At 61.6% G+C, this 17,954-nt stretch carries 21 protein-coding genes; 12 read left to right on the top strand and 9 right to left on the bottom strand.

Annotation, left to right across the window (positions count from 1 at the left end):
• Positions 1 to 52: 52 nt before the first annotated feature.
• From purD to ACYVGS_RS13425, 5 genes are all read right to left on the bottom strand, one after another.
• Entirely contained in the window at positions 53 to 1,336 is a 1,284-nt protein-coding gene (gene purD, locus ACYVGS_RS13445; protein ID WP_460589158.1) for a phosphoribosylamine--glycine ligase, read from the bottom strand.
• A 17-nt stretch (positions 1,337 to 1,353) separates the two neighbouring features.
• A complete protein-coding gene (purH, locus tag ACYVGS_RS13440) occupies positions 1,354 to 2,928 on the bottom strand; it encodes a bifunctional phosphoribosylaminoimidazolecarboxamide formyltransferase/inosine monophosphate cyclohydrolase (RefSeq protein WP_460589157.1) in 1,575 nt (524 codons plus the stop codon).
• 16 nt (positions 2,929 to 2,944) lie between these two features.
• Positions 2,945 to 3,250, bottom strand: a complete 306-nt coding sequence (gene fis / locus ACYVGS_RS13435; RefSeq protein ID WP_460589156.1) for a DNA-binding transcriptional regulator Fis — start codon at positions 3,248 to 3,250, stop codon at positions 2,945 to 2,947.
• Positions 3,247 to 4,236, bottom strand: a complete 990-nt coding sequence (gene dusB, locus ACYVGS_RS13430; protein ID WP_460589155.1) for a tRNA dihydrouridine synthase — start codon at positions 4,234 to 4,236, stop codon at positions 3,247 to 3,249. Before dusB ends, fis begins: the two co-directional genes overlap by 4 nt.
• A 120-nt stretch (positions 4,237 to 4,356) precedes the next feature.
• On the bottom strand, positions 4,357 to 4,779 hold the full coding sequence (locus ACYVGS_RS13425) for an OsmC family protein (RefSeq protein ID WP_460589154.1): 423 nt from the start codon (positions 4,777 to 4,779) through the stop codon (positions 4,357 to 4,359).
• A 123-nt stretch (positions 4,780 to 4,902) separates the two neighbouring features.
• Between ACYVGS_RS13425 and crp the strand changes: the two genes are divergently transcribed.
• On the top strand, positions 4,903 to 5,547 hold the full coding sequence (crp, locus tag ACYVGS_RS13420; protein WP_460589153.1) for a Crp/Fnr family transcriptional regulator: 645 nt from the start codon (positions 4,903 to 4,905) through the stop codon (positions 5,545 to 5,547).
• On the opposite strand, the gene trpC is transcribed toward crp, so the two are convergent.
• The 4 genes from trpC to ACYVGS_RS13400 form a co-directional block, all read right to left on the bottom strand.
• Positions 5,544 to 6,335: an indole-3-glycerol phosphate synthase TrpC gene (gene trpC / locus ACYVGS_RS13415; RefSeq protein WP_460589152.1), complete on the bottom strand. Its 792-nt coding sequence runs from the start codon at positions 6,333 to 6,335 to the stop codon at positions 5,544 to 5,546. The genes crp and trpC overlap by 4 nt on opposite strands.
• Positions 6,332 to 7,381 (bottom strand): anthranilate phosphoribosyltransferase, encoded by a 1,050-nt coding sequence (trpD, locus tag ACYVGS_RS13410; protein ID WP_460589150.1) that lies wholly within the window; start codon positions 7,379 to 7,381, stop codon positions 6,332 to 6,334. Before trpD ends, trpC begins: the two co-directional genes overlap by 4 nt.
• Positions 7,382 to 7,389: 8 nt before the next feature.
• The gene (locus ACYVGS_RS13405) at positions 7,390 to 7,959 is read right to left on the bottom strand and encodes an anthranilate synthase component II (RefSeq protein ID WP_460589263.1); all 570 of its coding nucleotides are present in this window, start codon (positions 7,957 to 7,959) and stop codon (positions 7,390 to 7,392) included.
• 587 nt (positions 7,960 to 8,546) lie between these two features.
• Positions 8,547 to 8,876 (bottom strand): ArsR/SmtB family transcription factor, encoded by a 330-nt coding sequence (locus ACYVGS_RS13400; protein ID WP_008930018.1) that lies wholly within the window; start codon positions 8,874 to 8,876, stop codon positions 8,547 to 8,549.
• Between the two features lie 108 nt (positions 8,877 to 8,984).
• Between ACYVGS_RS13400 and ACYVGS_RS13395 the strand changes: the two genes are divergently transcribed.
• The 11 genes from ACYVGS_RS13395 to ACYVGS_RS13345 all read left to right on the top strand — a co-directional run bounded on the left by ACYVGS_RS13395 (position 8,985) and on the right by ACYVGS_RS13345 (position 17,920).
• The gene (locus ACYVGS_RS13395; RefSeq protein WP_008930017.1) at positions 8,985 to 9,869 is read left to right on the top strand and encodes a LysR family transcriptional regulator; all 885 of its coding nucleotides are present in this window, start codon (positions 8,985 to 8,987) and stop codon (positions 9,867 to 9,869) included.
• Between the two features lie 488 nt (positions 9,870 to 10,357).
• Complete coding sequence (locus tag ACYVGS_RS13390) at positions 10,358 to 11,104, top strand: hypothetical protein (RefSeq protein ID WP_008930016.1); 747 nt, start codon at positions 10,358 to 10,360, stop codon at positions 11,102 to 11,104.
• 109 nt (positions 11,105 to 11,213) lie between these two features.
• Positions 11,214 to 11,429 carry an AlpA family transcriptional regulator gene (locus ACYVGS_RS13385; protein WP_008930015.1) on the top strand — a complete coding sequence of 72 codons (216 nt, stop codon included), beginning with the start codon at positions 11,214 to 11,216 and terminating at the stop codon, positions 11,427 to 11,429.
• Positions 11,430 to 11,463: 34 nt separating this feature from the next.
• Positions 11,464 to 12,315, top strand: a complete 852-nt coding sequence (locus tag ACYVGS_RS13380) for a ParA family protein (protein WP_008930014.1) — start codon at positions 11,464 to 11,466, stop codon at positions 12,313 to 12,315.
• An 11-nt stretch (positions 12,316 to 12,326) separates the two neighbouring features.
• On the top strand, positions 12,327 to 12,557 hold the full coding sequence (locus tag ACYVGS_RS13375) for a hypothetical protein (protein WP_008930013.1): 231 nt from the start codon (positions 12,327 to 12,329) through the stop codon (positions 12,555 to 12,557).
• Positions 12,550 to 14,271 carry a ParB family protein gene (locus tag ACYVGS_RS13370; protein ID WP_063140618.1) on the top strand — a complete coding sequence of 574 codons (1,722 nt, stop codon included), beginning with the start codon at positions 12,550 to 12,552 and terminating at the stop codon, positions 14,269 to 14,271. Before ACYVGS_RS13375 ends, ACYVGS_RS13370 begins: the two co-directional genes overlap by 8 nt.
• Positions 14,272 to 14,286: 15 nt before the next feature.
• Positions 14,287 to 14,847: a DUF2857 domain-containing protein gene (locus ACYVGS_RS13365; protein ID WP_008930011.1), complete on the top strand. Its 561-nt coding sequence runs from the start codon at positions 14,287 to 14,289 to the stop codon at positions 14,845 to 14,847.
• A 3-nt stretch (positions 14,848 to 14,850) separates the two neighbouring features.
• A complete protein-coding gene (locus tag ACYVGS_RS13360; protein WP_063140617.1) occupies positions 14,851 to 16,050 on the top strand; it encodes an STY4528 family pathogenicity island replication protein in 1,200 nt (399 codons plus the stop codon).
• 159 nt (positions 16,051 to 16,209) lie between these two features.
• On the top strand, positions 16,210 to 16,995 hold the full coding sequence (locus ACYVGS_RS13355; RefSeq protein ID WP_233916895.1) for a PFL_4669 family integrating conjugative element protein: 786 nt from the start codon (positions 16,210 to 16,212) through the stop codon (positions 16,993 to 16,995).
• Entirely contained in the window at positions 16,992 to 17,528 is a 537-nt protein-coding gene (locus tag ACYVGS_RS13350; protein ID WP_233916894.1) for a DUF3158 family protein, read from the top strand. The genes ACYVGS_RS13355 and ACYVGS_RS13350 overlap by 4 nt, the downstream gene beginning before the upstream one ends.
• Positions 17,525 to 17,920 carry a single-stranded DNA-binding protein gene (locus ACYVGS_RS13345; RefSeq protein ID WP_233916893.1) on the top strand — a complete coding sequence of 132 codons (396 nt, stop codon included), beginning with the start codon at positions 17,525 to 17,527 and terminating at the stop codon, positions 17,918 to 17,920. Before ACYVGS_RS13350 ends, ACYVGS_RS13345 begins: the two co-directional genes overlap by 4 nt.
• The last annotated feature ends 34 nt before the right edge of the window (positions 17,921 to 17,954 follow it).

The following is a 17,954-nucleotide window of genomic DNA, read 5'->3' as shown; positions in this document are numbered from 1 at the left end:
TGTTACCTCGCTACCTCAACCGGGCCGGCGAAAACCGCCGTGACCCGCTACCTCAATGATAGCGAGCCACTGCACGCCAGCCAATATCGTGGCGCAGGGTCATGCCGTCCCACTGGATCTTCGCCACCGCCTCGTAGGCGTGGCGCTGGGCCGCCTCGATGTCGTCCCCGAGGGCGGTCACACAGAGCACGCGCCCGCCGCTGGTGACTACAGCGCCGTCCTTCTCCGCTGTTCCGGCGTGGAAGACCTTGACCGTCTCCGCTTGCGGCGCATCCAGGCCCGAGATCGGCGTGCCCTTGTGGTAACTGCCGGGGTAACCCTGGGCCGCCAGTACCACGCCGAGCGCCGGGCGCGGGTCCCACTTGGCAATGGCGGTATCCAGGGCGCCATCCAGGGCGGCGTTGCACAGCCCGACCAGGTCGGACTGCAGACGCAGCATGATGGGCTGGGTCTCGGGATCACCAAAGCGACAGTTGTACTCGATCACCTTCGGCTCACCCTCGGGGCTGATCATCAGCCCGGCGTAGAGAAAGCCGGTGTAGGCATTCCCCTCCGCGGCCATGCCCTGCACCGTGGGCAGAATCACCTCGTCCATGATGCGCTGGTGCACCGCCTCGTCCACCACCGGGGCCGGCGAGTAGGCGCCCATGCCACCCGTGTTGGGGCCAACGTCGCCCTCGCCGATGCGCTTGTGGTCCTGGCTGGTGGCCATCGGCAGCACGTGGCCGCCGTCCACCATGACAATAAAACTGGCTTCCTCGCCCTCGAGAAACTCCTCGATCACCACCCGGCAACCGGCGTCACCAAAGGCGTTGCCCGACAGCATGTCGACCACGGCGGCCTCCGCCTGCTCCAGCGTTTCCGCCACGATCACGCCCTTGCCCGCGGCCAGGCCGTCCGCCTTGACCACGATCGGCGCGCCCTGCTCGCGCAGGTAGGCCAGGGCCGGCTCCACCTCGGTGAAGTTGGCGTAGGCGCCCGTGGGAATGCGGTGGCGGGCCAGGAAATCCTTGGTGAAGGCCTTGGAACCCTCCAGCTGGGCGGCCCCCTTCGAGGGCCCGAAGCAGCGCAGTCCGCGCTCCTCGAAAAAATCGACAATGCCGTCTACCAGCGGCGCCTCGGGGCCCACGATGGTCAGGGCCACACCCTCGCGCTCGGCGAAATCTGCCAGCCCGGCGAAATCCATTACATCGATGGCCACATTCTCCAGCCCCGGCTCGCGCGCGGTGCCGGCATTGCCCGGCGCCACAAAGACGGTCTCCACCTGGCTGGCCTGACTGGCCTTCCAGGCCAGGGCGTGCTCGCGGCCACCACTGCCGATAACAAGTACTTTCATCTGCTGACTCCGGGAACTCAGTGGCGGAAATGGCGCATGCCGGTAAAGACCATGGCCATGCCGTGTTCATCGGCAGCGGCGATCACTTCCTCGTCGCGGATCGAGCCACCCGGCTGGATCACCGCCGCAATTCCCGCCTGGCCGGCGTTGTCGATGCCGTCGCGGAAGGGGAAGAAAGCATCCGAGGCCATGACCGAGCCGCGCACTTCCAGGCCCGCATGCTCCGCCTTGATGGCGGCGATGCGCGCGGAATTCACCCGGCTCATCTGACCGGCACCGACACCCACGGTCTGGCCGTTGCGGGCGTAGACAATGGCATTCGATTTGACGAACTTGGCCACTTTCCAGGCGAACAGCAGGTCCCGCAGTTGCTGCGCATCGGGCTGCACCTTGCTGACCACCTTGAGGTCGTCCGGGCCGACCATGCCCAGATCGCGATCCTGTACCAGCAGACCGCCATTGACCCGTTTGTAATCCAGTGCCGGCACCGGCGCAGCCCACTCGCCGCAGGCGAGCAAACGCACGTTCTTCTTCTCGGCAACCGCGGCCCGGGCCTCCGCGCTCACGCTCGGCGCGATGATGACCTCCACGAATTGCCGATCGACAATGGCTTTTGCCGTCTGCGCATCCAGTTCGCGGTTGAAGGCGATGATACCGCCAAAGGCGGACTCGGGATCGGTGGCAAAGGCCAGCTCATAGGCCTCGCGGATACTCGCCGCCACCGCCACACCGCAGGGGTTGGCGTGCTTGACGATCACGCAAGCCGGAACCTCGAAGTTTTTCACGCACTCCAGGGCGGCGTCGGTGTCGGCGACATTGTTGTAGGACAGCTCCTTGCCCTGCAGCTGCGTGGCCGTGGCAATGCCCGCCTCCGCCGGCCTCGCCTCGACATAGAAGGCCGCCTGCTGGTGGGGGTTCTCGCCGTAACGCATCTCCTGCACCTTGTGGAACTGGGTGTTGAAGGTGCGCGGAAAGCTTTCCGAGCCGCCGGGTACCTGGCGACCGAAATAATTGGCGATGGCGCCGTCGTAGGCCGCGGTGTGCTCGTAGGCCTTGATCGCCAGGTCGAAGCGGGTCGCCAGACGGGTGCCCCCCTGGTTGGCGCGCATTTCTTCGAGGATACCGGCGTAATCGCTGGCATTGACCACAATGTTCACCCAGCGATGGTTCTTCGCCGCGGCCCGCACCATGGTCGGACCGCCGATATCGATATTTTCGATGGCATCCTCGAGGCTGCAGTCAGGCTTGGCCACCGTCGCCTCGAAGGGGTAGAGATTGACCACCACCATGTCGATGCCCCGAATGTCGTGCTCGGCCATCACCGCATCATCCTGCCCCCGCCGGGCGAGAATGCCGCCGTGGACCTTCGGATGCAGGGTCTTCACCCGGCCGTCCATCATTTCCGGAAAGCCGGTGTAGTCGGAGACCTCGGTCACGGCGAGGCCCTCGTCGCGCAGCAGGCGGTAGGTGCCGCCGGTGGAAAGCAGCTCCACACCGTGTTCTGACAGGCCGCGGGCAAAATCGACGATGCCGGATTTGTCGGACACGCTGATCAGCGCGCGGGTGACGGGGACGAGTTGGGGGTCGCTCATGGAGTGGGGCTACCTTTCAGCGTTTGTCGGTCAGGAGGTCGTATTGCTTGAGTTTCTTGCGCAGGGTGCCGCGGTTGAGGCCGAGCATCTGCGAGGCGCGGGTCTGGTTCTGGCGGGTGTAGGCCATGACCTCCCGCAACAGGGGGGCCTCGACCTGGGCCAGCACCAATTGGTAAAAATCCGTTGTCATCTGCCCGTCGAGCTCAGCCAGGTAGGTGCGCACGGCCCGGGTAACGGCGTCGTAGAGGGCCCCTCCCTCACCGGCATCATTGGCGGATTCAGCCATCGGGGCAAGGCTGGCCAGGGTATCGGCCTGGTTCATGCTGCTTTGTCCTCTCGTTCTGTGAGGTCGGCCGCGAGGCGGTCGATCCATTGTAGTTGTTCGCTGGCACACTCCAGGGCATTGAAGGCCCGGCGCCAGGGGGCCAGCTGCCCGTGTTGCTGGAGATACCAGCCAACGTGCTTGCGCGCGATGCGCAGGCCCATGAAGTCCCCGTAGAAGGCGTGCAGGCCGAGGGTGTGCTCCCGCAGCAGAGCAAACTGCTGCGGGAGCGACGGGTCCGCGGGGAGATGGCCGGTCGCCAGATAGGCGGCAACCTGACCACACAGCCAGGGGCGCCCCTGGGCAGCCCGACCGATCATCACCCCCGCTGCCCCGGTGTGCGCCAGGACCGCCGCCGCCCGCTGCGGCGAGTCAATCTCGCCATTGGCAAGAACCGGAATATCCACCGCCTCGACGATCGCCGCAATGGTGTCGTATTCCACCTCGCCCTTGAACGCGCAGGCGCGGGTACGACCGTGCACGGCGAGGGCCGCGATACCCGCATCCTCGGCGATACGGGCGATGCTGACGCCATTGCGCTGCTCGGGGCTGGGGCCGGTGCGAATCTTCAGGGTGACCGGGATATCCACAGCGGCCACCGTGGCCTCCAGGATGTCGCGCACCAGCGCCTCGTCGGCCAGCAGGGCGGACCCGGCGGCCTTGCGACAGACCTTCTTCGCCGGGCAGCCCATATTGATATCGATGATCTCGGCACCGAGCGCCGCATTGTAGCGGGCGGCCTCCGCCATCTGCTGCGGGTCGCTGCCGGCGATCTGCACCGATCGCGGCCATACCTCCCCGTCGTGCCGCAGGCGCTGGCGGGTCTTGTTGCTGTCGCGGAGGTCGGGGTTGCTGGTGACCATCTCCGAGACCACCAGCCCCGCACCCAGGCGCGCGCAGAGGCGCCGAAAGGGCAGATCGGTCACCCCGGCCATCGGCGCCAGCGCCACGGGGTTGGACAATGTATAGGGTCCGATCTGCAGCATGGGGTCGCAGGGCAAAACGTGGTCTATGGGGGGCCAGAATGATACGCCAGTGCCCCCGCAGGGGAAAGGCCGATCGCACAAAATTTCGCCAATCCGGGACACCGGTCCCGAAGTCAGCGCTCAGGGCGCCTCCTGCACCTCGAAACTGTGGCTCATGGCCACGCCGGCGGCACCCAGCATGATGGAGGCGGAACAGTACTTCTCGGCGGACAGCTCCACCGCACGCTGCACCTGCTTCTCCTTGAGCGCCCTGCCGGTCACCACGAAGTGCAGGTGGATGCGGGTGAATACCGCGGGTACTGCATCGGCGCGCTCGGCTTCGATTTCCACGCGACAGTCCAGCACCTGCTGGCGGGACTTCTGCAGCATGCTCATGACATCGAAAGACGAGCAGCCGCCCACGCCCAGCAGGAGCATCTCCATCGGCCGCGGGCCGAGATTGCGACCGCCGTGATCCGGCGGGCCATCCATGACCACACTGTGCCCGCTCCCGGATTCGCCCAGGAACATGGCTCCATCAACCCACTTCACTGTCGCTTGCATGCCCGCCTCGGCCTCTCTGGAAAAGGGGCGCGAAGCTTAGCACAAGCCTGCACATTTGTTTTACTTGCGAATGATGTGCAGTACCATGCTGAGCTGACCTTACAGCGGAACGGAGACTGCTGTGTGCTGAAACCCCAGGTGACCCAGACCATCCCGCAGGTGGAGAGCTTCCTGCGCCACTGTGCGCGGCGGCAGTACCCCGCCCGTCACACCATCCTCCAGCAGGGGGCGAAGAGCGACTGCCTCTACCTGATCCTGGAAGGGTCGGTCTCCGTGATGGTGCAAGACGAGGCGGACAGCGATCACATGATGGTGGTCAGTTACCTTAACCCGGGGGATTTCTTCGGGGAAATGGGCCTGTTCGGCGACTGTGACAATGTACGCACCGCCATGGTGGTGGCCCGCAGCCGCTGCGAAGTCGCCGAGGTCTCCTACGAGCGTTTTCACCAGATCCGCAGCCAGTTTCCCGACATTCTCTTCGCCATTGCCAGGCAGCTCGGCAATCGCCTGCGCCTGACCACCCGCAAGCTTTCGGACCTGGCCTTCGTCGACGTCTCCGGGCGCATTGCGCGCACCCTGCTCGAGCTGTGCAAGGAGCCCGATGCCATGACCCACCCCGACGGCATGCAGATCCGCATTACCCGCCAGGAGCTGGGCAAACTGGTGGGCTGCAGCCGCGAAATGGCGGGACGGGTGCTCAAGGCGCTCGAGGAGGAAGGACTGATCTCCGTCTCCGGCAAGACCATCGTGGTGTTTGGTACGCGCTAGAAAAACAGCTCGCGAAGCCGCTCACCGGGCTCCTCTGCACGCATGAAGGCCTCTCCGACCAGGTAGCCATACACCCCGGCATCGCGCATCCGGGCGACGTCCCCGGCACTGTGGATACCGCTCTCGGTAATCACCAGGCGCCCCCCGGGGATGTGCGGCAGCAGCTCGAGGGTGGTTTCCAGACGGGTTTCGAAGCTGTGTAGATCACGGTTGTTGATACCGATCAGCGGCGTGGCCAGCTCCAGGGCGCGGTCCAGTTCGGCGCGATCGTGCACTTCCACCAGCACGTCCAGCGCATGCTCGGCTGCCGTTGCCGCCAGTTCCTGCATCTGGTCGTCGTCCAGGGCCGCCACGATCAGCAGGATGGCGTCGGCACCGATGGCGCGGGCCTCGACCACCTGCCAGGGATCAACCGTGAAATCCTTGCGCAGGACCGGCAGTTCGCAGGCCGCCCGGGCCTCCTCCAAAAAGGCATCGGAACCCTGGAAAAAATCCACATCCGTCAACACAGACAGGCAGGCAGCGCCGCCACGCTGGTAGCTGCCGGCAATCTGCGCTGGGTCAAAATCCTCGCGAATCAGCCCCTTGCTGGGGGAAGCACGCTTGACCTCGGCAATCACCGCGGGCTCGCCGGCCCCGGCACGCCGCTGCAGGGCCGCGGCAAACCCGCGCACGGGTGACTGCTCGCTGATGCGAGACTCCAGGCCACCCAGAGTCTCGCGCCGGCGACGCTCGGCCACCTCTTCCCGCTTGCGGCCCAGAATACGCTGCAGAATGGTACTGCTCATGCCTCTTCCTCGGTGCGCGACATCAGCTGGGTGAAGTCGACGAATTCCTTGAGTTTCTCCATCGCCTGGCCGGTGGCAATCAGGTCTTCCGCCAGTGCCACCCCATCGGCAATGGTCGCCGCCAGGCCGCTGACGTAAATGGCAGCACCGGCGTTCAACGCGATCAGGTCCGCTGCCTTGCGCGCCAGCGGGTCGTCTTCACCGCCGAGGGCCGCCCTGATCAGGCGAGACGAGGCTTCTGCGCCATCCACCGCAAGCCCCTGCAAATCCCGGCGCTCCACGCCGAAATCCTCGGGGTTGATCCGGTAGCTGGATACCGTTCCACGCAGCAGTTCCGCGACGCGGGTACTGCCAGTGATGGAGATCTCGTCCAGGCCACCGTCGCCGTGCACCACCAGGGCGTGCTCCGCCCCCAGCAGCTTGAGCACTTCCGCGATCGGCTCGCACAGAGCCTCGTCGTAGACCCCGATCACCTGACGTTTCACGCCCGCGGGATTGGTCAGGGGCCCCAGAATGTTGAACACCGTGCGCATACCCAGCTCCCGGCGGGGGCCGATAGCGTGACGCATGGCCGTATGATGCGCCGGGGCAAACATGAAACCCACGCCAACCGAGTCGATGGCACGGGCCACCTGCTCGGGACTCAGGTCCAGGGGCACTCCCAGGTTGGCCAGCAGGTCCGAGCTGCCCGAGGTGCTGGATACCGAGCGGTTGCCGTGCTTGGCGACCCGGGCGCCCGCTGCGGCGACCACGAAAGTGGCGGCGGTGGAGACATTGAACAGGTTGGCGCCATCGCCACCGGTACCCACCAGATCCACCAGGTGGTCGCCCTCGACCCTGACCGGAATGGCCAGCTCGCGCATCACCTGGGCGGCGCCGGCGATCTCTTCGGCGGTTTCACCCTTCATGCGCAGGGCCACCAGCAGGGCCCCGATCTGGGCATCCCCCGCGCCCCCGGACATCACCGTGCGCATGACGCCGGCCATCTCCTCGCGACTCAGATCCCGCCGCTCCACCAGCCGCGCCAGTGCCTCTTGCATCTCCATATATGCTCCTATTGTTCCAGGAAGTTGCGCAGCAGATCGTGCCCGTGGGCAGTCAGAATGGACTCCGGATGAAACTGCACCCCCTCCACTGCCAGCTCGCGATGGCGCAGCCCCATGATCTCATCCAGCTCACCGCCGTCCGTTTCGGTCCAGGCGGTGACCTCCAGGCAGGCGGGCAGGCTGCTCTTCTCCACCACCAGACTGTGGTAGCGAGTCGCCTCGAAGGGCTGGCTCAGCCCGCTGAACACGCCCTGGCCACGGTGGTGAATCAGCGAGGTCTTGCCGTGCATCACCTGGCCGGCGCGAACTACCTTGCCACCAAAAACCTGGCCGATACTCTGGTGCCCCAGGCAGATACCCAGGATCGGCAGCTTGCCGGCATAGCGGCGGATGGTTTCCATGGAAATGCCCGCCTCGTTGGGCGTGCAGGGGCCCGGAGAGATGACGATACGCTCCGGGGACAGGCGCTCGATGTCATCGACGGCGATCTCGTCATTGCGCACCACGGTCACATCCGCACCGAGCTCGCCGAGGTACTGAACCACGTTCCAGGTAAAGGAATCGTAGTTGTCGATCATCAGGATTTTAGACACGACAACCTCCTGATTTTAAAGAATTATTTTTCAATGCAGTCGATTCTATATACACAGATATATACACAATGTCTGGAGATTGCAGTAGAAAATGGGAAGTTTCCACCCCATTCCGAGACCTGCCTCCAAGGCCCGGTACGATGGCACGAGCTCTTGAAGCGCCCAAAGCACATCTTTCGTCAGCCACTGGCTGAGGACGACAGTAAGGGTGGGGAGAACGCAGGGACACAGGTCTAATTCCTCCATGCGGAGGTCTGTGCTGCATATGTTGTCTCGCTAGCATCGGGCAATCTCCTGAGTTCTTGGAGCCGCCGTGCCGGAGAGCCATCTGCTGAACCCTGCCTACCGGTACGGCGGCAAGGTGCGGTGCGAGGCCGCAACGACGTGCCGCTTCCTACTGGAAGCGCCACCACTGAGCAATGTTGATCGAAGCGGTACGGGTCATGGCAGACCGAAGTTCAGTTAACCGGAGAAGGTGCGTGGGACCCATCCCACAACAGCTTCTTAATCCACGCAATTGTAACACGTACCCCCCACCAACCGTCTACAACGGAAACCCTCTGGCTCCACCGTCAGTGTGACGACGCCCCCTTCACTTCGAGATCATCCACTCGGCATTTGAGCTCGTTGACCCAAGCAACCAGATTGTCGACCCCATCCTTATCCAGTTCATAGATGCGCCATTGCGCTTCCACGCGAACCCGTACCAGCCTGGCAACGCGAAGCGCCTTCAGGTGTTGAGAGATTGCCGGAGCACTGATCTCGAACCTCCCGGCAATCTCACCCGACGACAAGGGACCCTGCGCCAAGGCCTCGATGATCTGGCGGCGGGTAGGATCTGCAAGCGCAGCAAAACTGTTCATTTTGTGATAATGTTGCTCTGACTTAATTAAGCTAATCATACATCGATTGGCTTGCAGATTACATTCGAAGCGACGCCCTTGCGGGAGGCGGACAGTTGTAAGGGCCATAATCGCACTGCGGTGGCGTCAATCGCGAGGACATAGCGCATGGAATTACGCCACCTTCGATACTTCATAGCCGTCGCCGAGGAGCTGCATTTCAGTCGTGCCGCTGAGCGTCTGAACATCGAACAGTCCCCGCTATCACGCACTATCAAGCAGCTTGAAACCGAACTCGAAGCGACATTACTGGAACGTACGTCTCGCGGCACACGCCTGACCTGGGCAGGTGAAGTCTTTCTGGAAGATGCCCGCCGCACCCTGCTATGCATCGATCAAGCCAAGGCAAATGTCAAAGCGGCCGCCACCGGCTTTCGAGGCACCTTGCGTATCGCACTTTCTGATGGCATTGCACGCAGTCGCCTGACTCCGCTGCTCGCCCTGTGCAGGGAAGAAGAACCTGATGTCGAAATCAGGTTGTTCGAGATACCCCTGGCCCAACACCAAAGAGGACTGAGACACGATCTCTATGACGCCGGCTTTGCGTTCTCCAACGACGTTGACGATGGCCTGATTGCCGAGGTGGCCTGGAAAGAACCGCTGGTCATCGCCATCCCCAAACGACACCCATTACTGGCTCACAAGCATGTTCCACTCGACGAGGTCGTGAAGCACCCCTTGGTCCTCTGTCATCCCGAGTTTTGTGAAGGGTGCAGTCGACAGTTGGAAAGCCTGCTCGCCTCGATCGATTCCCCCATCACCGTGGCCGAAAGGGTCTCCACGCATGATCTCATGTTGACGTTGGTTGCTGCTGGTTACGGTATCGGTTTTTCCAGCGCGGCGCGTATCGAATCGTCGCACCACACAGACATCATCATCAGGCCACTTGCCGGCCACTCTCATGTGATGACCACTTATTTACTTCGACCCGATACCGAGCCATCGGATCAACTGAACAATTTCATGCAACGTGTTGCCCGTATTGGGTTATAGGGCTCTCACCTGTAGTGATTCTTTTTTTGCAGTCAGCCAGACCCGAAAGGTATCAGTACCCCCAGACATTTTCCTGAGATGGCACCTGCATATACAGTCCATTTCAGCACCGAGGCAATGCAGCTTTGAGCGTGCAGCCTTGCAAATACACCAAGCAGCCCACACGAGACTAGGCTTTGTCATTGTCCAGACCTGAAATGTCTTGATAGCGATTTCTGGCCCCAAAAATTCAGACGCTGACGCCGGATGTCTTTACTGGCATGCCATGTCACTCGACACTCGACCAGCATGGGCATGTCTACACGTGTGGAGGGCAGCTTCTTCTATGGGGGTATATAGCGCTCCATATTGAGCAATGCTGCCATCTCGTCATCAGCGCTAACCTGTCCATCGTTGCGTCAACCTCCAAGTAGCCGACTCGTGAAGCACCTACTTGGCTGGGAAATTGTTGACACTTTACCAGGAGGGCCAGATGTCTGGAACGAATCATGGAAAAGAACAACGACTCTCAGCATGCAAAAGTCTTCTATCGACCCATCGAGGCGGCGATTCGATGGAGTGACTTGATGCAATATGAAACCCGAATTCTTCATGAGTTCACTGGAGTATATGCATTGGGCGAAGGACCGTTTTCGAGATGGCCGACGCTGACTTTGAACATCGAGCGCATCTTCGATGGCCTCAGAAATGGAGACTTGCCCTATGGGAAATCCGGCATTACCTGCGGCGACCCTACGCTTCTCGACAACCCTGAGCTGACCATTCGCCATGTCGATCTCAAAGCCTGGATGACCCGCTTCTATCCCGATCAAAAACCCGAGTTTCTTTTCGACGACATAGAACGGCAAGCGCACCTGGCCATCAGTTCCGAGACCGTTCAGATTCTGCTGGTCGACCGTGAAGCGCTGAAGCTGAGAAATGCCGAGATGGAACAAAGCCTACAGCGCCTTAAGGATCAATGCCGCCTGCTACGAAAAAGCGCCAAAAGCCAAAAATCGGACGAACGCGAGATTTCATCCCGAAGCGAAGCCACCTACCTCAACATCGTCGGCGGTTTGTTGACGTTGCTGCTGGGCCAATCCCCCAGCGGCAAGAACTATTCATCTTTTAAAACCACAGATTCCATAATCAGTGCCTTGCTGGCTTACTACCCCGGTCGTCCAGGACTCAGCGAACGCACGCTGTGGTCGAAGTTCAAGGCTGCCAGGCAGCACATCGATACCGAACCCTACTGACTGCAATTGCAGTTCCGGCGGCTGCAATTGCAGTGCAATGCACAGCGCTCAGGCATGAAATGGCGAGCATGTTCCTCAACACGCTAAAGAGCGTCCAGGAGTGCTCGATATGACTGCTCAATCTCTTCCTACTCAACCGGTCGAACGCCGCATCCTGCGCCGCGCCGAAGTCGAGGCCAAGACCGGCTTCAAGCGCGCGCACATCTACAACCTGATGAAAGCGGGTCAGTTTCCCAAGGCGATTCGCCTGGGGGTGCGTGCCGTGGGCTGGGACGCTGCCGAAATCGACCAGTGGATCGAAGACCGGCTCAACGAACGCACCTGAAGTTTCCTTTTCGGACCAAACGGGGAGGAAATCCATGCAGGTGATATCCATCATTTCGACCAAGGGCGGCGTGGGCAAGACCACCACGGCAGCCAATCTGGGTGGCATTGCGGCCGATGCGGGGCTGCGGGTTCTGTTGCTCGACCTGGACGTGCAGCCCACCCTGTCCAGCTATTTCGCACTGCAATCAAGAGCGCCAGGTGGCATCTATGAACTGCTGGCCTTCAATGAGCAGGAACGTACCCGCCTGATATCGCACACCGTCATCGAGGGCCTGGACCTGATCCTGTCCAATGACGACAAGGGACAACTGAATACCTTGTTGCTACATGCCCCCGACGGTCGACTGCGGCTGCGCAACCTACTGCCTATATTCCGCCCCCACTATGATCTGCTGCTGATCGATACCCAAGGGGCACGCAGTGTCCTGCTGGAGATGGCGGTACTGGCATCCGACCTTGCCCTCTCACCCGTCACGCCAGAGATTCTGGCTGCACGGGAATTTCGCCGGGGCACCCTGCAGTTGATGCAGGACATCGCGCCCTACCGCCGCCTTGGCATCGACCCGCCGCCACTGCAACTGCTCATCAACCGGGTGCATCCGGTCTCCAGCAACGCACGGTTGATCCAGCAGGCGTTGCGCGACCTGTTTTCCACCGAACCCGGCATCGTCGTACTCGATACCCGCATCCCGGCCATCGAGGCTTACCCACGCGCATCGACCCAGGCCCTCCCGGTACATCGGGTGGAATACCAGCGTCCAAAGGGGCGTGTCACACCAGCGGCCTTCGACACCATGCAGGCGCTCTCCTGCGAGTTGTTTCCCGCCTGGGCATCCGCGTTCAGCCTGTTGCAAGCCGGGGCACATCGGAGGGTTGGCCCATGAACCGCTTACCCATGTCAACACGAGGTTTCAAACGCCTCAAGCCACTGATCGAACATGCCCTGAGCGAGGGCTGGGAAGTCACGCGCACCGCCGGAGGCCACTTGCGCTTCACCAAGCCTGGACTGCCAGCGATCTACACGGGCTCAACACCCAGCGACCATCGATCCCCCCGCAATGCCCTCGCACGCCTGCGGCGACAGGAGCGAGCCGCTGTTACCGACCAGGGTGACGACAATGGCTGAGCTGACCTCCAAGGACATGGCCGACAAGTTGCTGGTCGACCCGTTCCAACGCAGCGGCCCAGAGACCGAGACATTGAGCGACCCCATCGCCGACACCCCTATGACGGTGACGTTGGATCAGCTCCAACCCTATGACCTCAATCCTCGGGTCACCCGCAACCCCCGATACGACGACATCAAGGACTCGATCCGGGAACGCGGGCTCGATTCGCCACCGGCCATCACCCGTCGGCCCGGCGAACCGCATTACATCATCCGTAACGGCGGTAACACGCGACTGGCCATTCTGCGAGAGCTCTGGACGGAAACGAAGGATGAACGCTTCTTCCGTATTCCTTGCCTGTTCCGCCCCTGGCCGGAGCGGGGCGAGATCGTCGCCCTGACCGGCCACCTGGCCGAGAACGAGCTGCATGGTGGCCTGACGTTCATCGAGCGCGCTCTCGGTGTAGAGAAAGCCCGAGAGCTGTATGAGATCGAGTCAGGAGAAACGTTGAGCCAAACCGAACTGGCGCGACGCCTCACGGCGGATGGTTACCCGGTCCCCCAGCCTCACATCAGCCGCATGCTGGATGCCGTCACCTATCTGTTGCCCGCCATTCCCACCGTGCTCTACGGCGGTCTCGGTCGCCCGCAGATCGAACGCCTGTCGACGCTCCGCAAATCCAGTGCAACCGTCTGGGATGCCCGCAGCGAAGGCAAGTCGCTGGATATCGACTTTCCCACACTGTTCCATGACGTGCTGGCCACCTTCGACCATACCGCCGACGGCTTCTCGGTCGGACGCGTACAGGACGAACTCATCGGACAGATGGCCGAGCTATTGAATGTCGACTACGACACCTTGACGCTGGACATCACCGAGCCCGAAAGCCGTCGCCGTATCATGACCCGCGATCCCGTCCCGCACGCTCCAGCGTCGGTCGAAACACTTCCTCCACCCGTCAACACGGAAAGTGCACACCCCACGTCTCCGCCATCGGCCGACACACCACGGATTTCTGTCCCTGTATCAGAGCCACAACAGGAAGAGGAAATTCCAAGCCAGGAGCCCACAACTTCTCCAAACGCCCCGGAGGACTCCGATCCCACGGCATCGAATCGGAACGAACGCGTCCAGGGAAACATCGTGACGCCAGCGACAACCACCGATCGGCTGCAGGACATCCAGCGCCTGATGGCCGATACAACCGGCGAGGCATGGGAGGACTTCGAGTCGAACGTGCTGAAGTCCATACCAGTGCAGGCGGGCGGACTCTACCCCATCACGGATGTCTGGTACATCGAACCCCGACTGGATACGCCGGACAGTCTGCGCGTGCATATCGCCCAGTTCGCCAGCGAGATCGCCGACGAGACAGGTCAGGCGGAACACATCCAGCCAGTGGACACGGGCCTCGGTTTCCTCTGCGACATGAGTGCACTCGCCACCGACGGCCACGCGGTACCGATGATCGGTCGCGCTGTGCTCACGCTGCTTCATGCACTCAGCACGGGATACCAATCCACGAGCCAGTCCCTCGATGAACTCGACAACTTACGGCTGCTGGATCATTTGGGGCCGTTGCTGCAAGGACGCCATGGCGGAAATAGTCAGGTGTCGCGCCTGAGTGATAACGCCTTGGTCAAGCTGTATCGCCTGTTGCGGTTATCTCGCCGCCTGGTGGACCTTGAATCGGACACCGGGGCGAACAACACCACGCCCGGTGCTTCATAGGGCTCGGGAGGCAGCATGTCGGTACCGCACCCACTCAATCAGGCAGTGATCGCGCAGGCACTGCACGACCTGCGCAACGGGCAATTGCGCCGCTGCAAGGCGATGGGATTCGGCGAGCAGGAATTGAGTGCTCTGAAGCACCCCGCGCTGGTCAGCGTGCTCATCAATGCCACCGTGCCCTGGTGCTCGGTAACCGTGAACCGCGACGTGCTGCAGCGATTGTTGCGCCAGGTGGCGGATGTCGAGAAGGAAATCGCCGCCGTCGATCGCATGCTGCGCCTGGGCGCCAGTACCGAGATGGTGAGCAAGTTCTACGGGCTGACCCACCAGGAAGTCGCGTTGCGACGGGACATGCTCGATCTGCCCAAACGCAGGGGGCGTCATCCCGGATTGAGCGAAGAGCAGGACACCGAGCTATGGCGACGGTGGGAACCCGAATTCAAAACCCGTGGCATCGCGCTCGACGATTCCCTTTCAATGCTCGAACTGACACTGGATCTGGCCGAAGCCCTCGACCTGCCAGCTTCGGTGTTGTGGTCAACCATCCAGGGATGGATCGATCAGGGCCTGGTGTAGGCCATGGTCACCGATGATCCCCGCCGTCCCGGAGGCCCCGTTTCACTGACGGCACTCCTTGATCAAGCCACCCAACGACTGCAACCTGCGGCAGAAGACACTACCCCACAGGATGGCTTCCTGTTCAGCGGCAATCGCCACGAGAGCGTCCCCCGCGCGCTGTTCCTCGATCGCCGCCTGACACCACTGGAACGTAATGCCTGGCAGGTGTTCCGTCTGCTGTTGAACGACGATGGCGTGACGGCTTTTCCCACTTACGAGCGCCTGCGACCCTACCTGGCGTCAATGCCATGCACGGCCAAAGCCTCCCACGAAACCGTGGCCAGGGCGCTGACCCAGTTACGATTGACCCGCTGGCTCAGCCTGGTGCGGCGACGGCGGGACGCCCGCTCCGGACGTATCCAGGGCAACCTCTATGTGCTCCACGACGAACCGCTGTCCCCCTTTGAGGCCATGCAGCTCGACACCGAATATCTGGGACTGGTCAGCCAGGCATTGACGCACTCGGCCAAAGCCGTGCGGGTCGTCGGCGTTCATACGCTCAAGGAAATCACCGAAGACCCTATGGTCAGTGCGCGAACGCTGCCGTCTCGCCTGCAGGTCATGGTGCAACGTCTGGCCGGGCAGAACTGGGACGCCAATGCTCACGATCTTGAGTCTGTGGATAACCCCAAAACCGTAGAGAGCGCCGAGGCCCTTCTACGACATTACGACGCCCCATTTTCCAATTTGGAATCAGGGCGCAAAGCCCCATCTGACGGCATTCTTCCGAATCGGAAATCTGACAGTACAGTACGTAATAAAAGTATTAAAAATAATAAAGTACGTACTGTACTGCGCGAATTGAATTATTTGGACTTGCCACCTCGATTTGAACGCCTCGATGATGAACAGAAGGCCGGTGCCTTGCTCTCGCTAAGGAAGGTCGACAAGGAACTGCAACAGGCAGTGATCGATGAGTGGGATGTGCGCTGCTGCGACGATTACATCAAGAAGCCAGCCAATTATCTGTTCGGCATCATTCAGCGAGCCATCCGGGGAGAGTTTCGCGCCTGGGCCGGTGTCACCCCTTCGAAGGCGGATGCATTGGCGACACCACCACCCAAAGTGGATGCCAAGGTTGATCGCCCCTTCCAAGCTGCGGACCCGGAACAAGTGAAAGCCCATATCGCCCGTCTTCACGCCATGTTCCGCAATGCTTGATGGACTTATACCAGTGGTATAGGGCTATGGAAGGCCACCAACGTCTACAAACCTGAAACAAGCCCATAAACAGGAAGGCTACCAGTGCGAATTCTTTACTGACTGCCTTCCGCGCTTTGTCGATGCTGGCGATTCGATTCTTCACAGCGAGTCGCTCACATGGCCAACGAATCTCTGCAACTGAACCTCGGATCGCTGCGCAGCGCGATGGCGCTGACGCTGCACACTCACCATGCCTCCCGCATCTGGCATGGCCGCGCCGCCTCGGAAGGCAAGCCGGGCATCATCGGTTTGAACGCCTTCCTGTCGATCATGAACAAGCTCAAGCGCGGTGCCGAACAGGACGACCCCTACTCGGACTGGTGGATGCTGCGGATCGAGGACAAGATCGAAGGAGCCCGGTCCCAGCTTCAGGCCCTGCGTGAACAAGTAGACCAGGCCTTGGCGGATGTACCGGCAGCACTGAGTCTCGGCGATAACCTCAACGTCCAGCCCATCAAGCTACCCCTGTTCGTCAATGCCCAGCTCGGCTTCATGGCGGTCTATCTGCTGGCCGATTACGACACCTTGGCCCGCCGTCTGATTCTGGCGCATCACACCGCCCTGATCGACCGCAGTACCCTGGAACGCTGGCTCAACGATGGAGCCCATGCCCTGCGCAGCCTGTTTTCGCTGGCCCAGCAGTACCGCTATTCCGGCACCTGCCGGGACGACTATGCAGCCAACAATGCGGCGGCGCGAGCGGCGCGGGAGAAGTTCGGCGAACTGCCCCAGGACGTCCTCGAAGGCACCCGCCGCTCCCGATTTGCACCCCCCATCAATCGCCGATCGTCACAAAACAGTTCCAGTCAGAAAGACACCACTGACACTGCGCCAGCCGACGCGACCGGGGATGACAGTGAGGTCGAGGGCAGCGAATCTCCCGACGAGGAGGCGCAAGCATGACCACTGGCCACCTCGCTCAGCCACCGCGACACTTTGCACCGCTGGAACAGCCAGACTTCCAGCGTCTGACACACGCGGCCTACCTAAAAGGCCTTTTAAAACCCTTTAAAGGTAAGGGGAGTCTGGAGGACTGGGCCAACCAATGTATCGGGCTGCGCGACGAGATGATCGCCCTGGCGTTGCAACACGTCCTGCCCCAGGCACGTCGCTCACCGTTCAATCTGCTCGATGTGCAACTGGCCCAGCAAACCACTGGCGCAGGGACGACCTTTTTGCGCTGGCGCAACCTCGACCGATCCTCCATGGGTGTCTCCTTGTGGGAGCAACTCATCGCCTCGCCTTCGACCCACGACGCACTGATCGACGATCTCTACGCCATGGAGCTGCAGCGCATCGCGCTGAACATGCAGATCAGCCTCACCCACAGCATTGCCCGCCAGGCCCTGGACTGTGCCGGGAAGATGAGACAGGCCGAAGCGGCCTATCAGCGGCGGACCCAGGGACACGCCATCACTACGGAGTCACACTCATGAGTACGCACTTCTACGGCGAGGGCAATATCGGCTCTGCGCCAGAATACCGGGCTTTCAACAACGGCAATGATGAACCCCGTCGGCTGCTGCGACTGAACGTCTATTTCGACAACCCCATTCCGGCCAAGGAGGGATTCGAGGATCGCGGTGGCTTCTGGGCGCCGGTGGAGCTGTGGCACCGTGATGCCGAACACTGGCAGACGTTGTACCAGAAGGGCATGCGCGTGCTGGTGGAAGGCCGGACGGTGCGTGACGAATGGGAGGACGCCGAGGAGAACGAACGCGTGACCTTCAAGATCGAGGCACGTCGCATCGGCATCCTGCCCTATCGCATCAAGCAAGTGACTCTGGTACCCAGGGAGCCATCCGCTGAATCACCGGCTGATGAGTAAGCAGGGCCGTGAGCGGCTGCACCAACCCTCAGCC

Source organism: Haliea atlantica (assembly GCF_054779855.1).
Note: the sequence above shows the minus strand (reverse complement) of the source record. Positions and strands in the feature narration are given on the sequence as shown.

Coding starts and splice junctions, on each gene's coding strand:
- purD (WP_460589158.1), bottom strand. CDS start 1,336: ATGAAAGTACTTGTTATCGGCAGTGGTGGCCGCGAGCACGCCCTGGCC.
- purH (WP_460589157.1), bottom strand. CDS start 2,928: ATGAGCGACCCCCAACTCGTCCCCGTCACCCGCGCGCTGATCAGCGTG.
- fis (WP_460589156.1), bottom strand. CDS start 3,250: ATGAACCAGGCCGATACCCTGGCCAGCCTTGCCCCGATGGCTGAATCC.
- dusB (WP_460589155.1), bottom strand. CDS start 4,236: ATGCTGCAGATCGGACCCTATACATTGTCCAACCCCGTGGCGCTGGCG.
- ACYVGS_RS13425 (WP_460589154.1), bottom strand. CDS start 4,779: ATGCAAGCGACAGTGAAGTGGGTTGATGGAGCCATGTTCCTGGGCGAA.
- trpC (WP_460589152.1), bottom strand. CDS start 6,335: ATGAGCAGTACCATTCTGCAGCGTATTCTGGGCCGCAAGCGGGAAGAG.
- trpD (WP_460589150.1), bottom strand. CDS start 7,381: ATGGAGATGCAAGAGGCACTGGCGCGGCTGGTGGAGCGGCGGGATCTG.
- ACYVGS_RS13405 (WP_460589263.1), bottom strand. CDS start 7,959: ATGATCGACAACTACGATTCCTTTACCTGGAACGTGGTTCAGTACCTC.
- ACYVGS_RS13400 (WP_008930018.1), bottom strand. CDS start 8,876: ATGATTAGCTTAATTAAGTCAGAGCAACATTATCACAAAATGAACAGT.
- ACYVGS_RS13395 (WP_008930017.1), top strand. CDS start 8,985: ATGGAATTACGCCACCTTCGATACTTCATAGCCGTCGCCGAGGAGCTG.
- ACYVGS_RS13390 (WP_008930016.1), top strand. CDS start 10,358: ATGGAAAAGAACAACGACTCTCAGCATGCAAAAGTCTTCTATCGACCC.
- ACYVGS_RS13385 (WP_008930015.1), top strand. CDS start 11,214: ATGACTGCTCAATCTCTTCCTACTCAACCGGTCGAACGCCGCATCCTG.
- ACYVGS_RS13380 (WP_008930014.1), top strand. CDS start 11,464: ATGCAGGTGATATCCATCATTTCGACCAAGGGCGGCGTGGGCAAGACC.
- ACYVGS_RS13375 (WP_008930013.1), top strand. CDS start 12,327: ATGTCAACACGAGGTTTCAAACGCCTCAAGCCACTGATCGAACATGCC.
- ACYVGS_RS13370 (WP_063140618.1), top strand. CDS start 12,550: ATGGCTGAGCTGACCTCCAAGGACATGGCCGACAAGTTGCTGGTCGAC.
- ACYVGS_RS13365 (WP_008930011.1), top strand. CDS start 14,287: ATGTCGGTACCGCACCCACTCAATCAGGCAGTGATCGCGCAGGCACTG.
- ACYVGS_RS13360 (WP_063140617.1), top strand. CDS start 14,851: ATGGTCACCGATGATCCCCGCCGTCCCGGAGGCCCCGTTTCACTGACG.
- ACYVGS_RS13355 (WP_233916895.1), top strand. CDS start 16,210: ATGGCCAACGAATCTCTGCAACTGAACCTCGGATCGCTGCGCAGCGCG.
- ACYVGS_RS13350 (WP_233916894.1), top strand. CDS start 16,992: ATGACCACTGGCCACCTCGCTCAGCCACCGCGACACTTTGCACCGCTG.
- ACYVGS_RS13345 (WP_233916893.1), top strand. CDS start 17,525: ATGAGTACGCACTTCTACGGCGAGGGCAATATCGGCTCTGCGCCAGAA.